This window comes from Streptomyces doebereineriae (assembly GCF_031845645.1).
GTDB lineage: Bacteria > Actinomycetota > Actinomycetes > Streptomycetales > Streptomycetaceae > Streptomyces > Streptomyces canus.
Genome location: NZ_JAVREZ010000616.1, coordinates 1 through 379 on the forward strand (window position 1 = coordinate 1; position 379 = coordinate 379).

Annotated in this window: 1 protein-coding gene; it reads right to left on the minus strand. The window is 64.6% G+C overall.

Features of this window, described 5'->3' with window-relative positions; all coding sequences use genetic code 11:
* Positions 1-369: M48 family metallopeptidase (locus RNB18_RS53535; RefSeq protein ID WP_311721249.1), on the minus strand; the 369-nt coding region annotated here is incomplete at its 3' end.
* Positions 370-379 lie beyond the last annotated feature (10 nt).

Sequence of the window (379 nt, forward strand, 5' to 3'; positions counted from 1 at the left end):
ATTGAGCAGTTTGAGCACCCCGTCGCGCATGTCCCCGGTCGCGTCATAGTCGCGTGCCTGTGCGAGGAACGCCTGCGAGTCGAGCTTGTCCAGGTGCCGGCCCGCCGCCAACTTCAGCTCGACCCGGATCGCCATGTCGAAGTCCTGTCCGCACAGCAGGCCCGCGCGGTCCCCCGAAAGTTCGGATAAGCGTTGCCATTCCTGCAGGGCGGCGACGATCGCGCGCAATGCCCAGCCACCGATCGGGACGAAACCGAACGACGACGCCAACCGCATCAGGTGATGGAGCATGGTGCGGTAGACGGCGTGACCGCTGAGCGCGTGACCGAGCTCGTGACCGATGACGAAGCGCATCTCGTCATGCGTCATCAACTCGTAC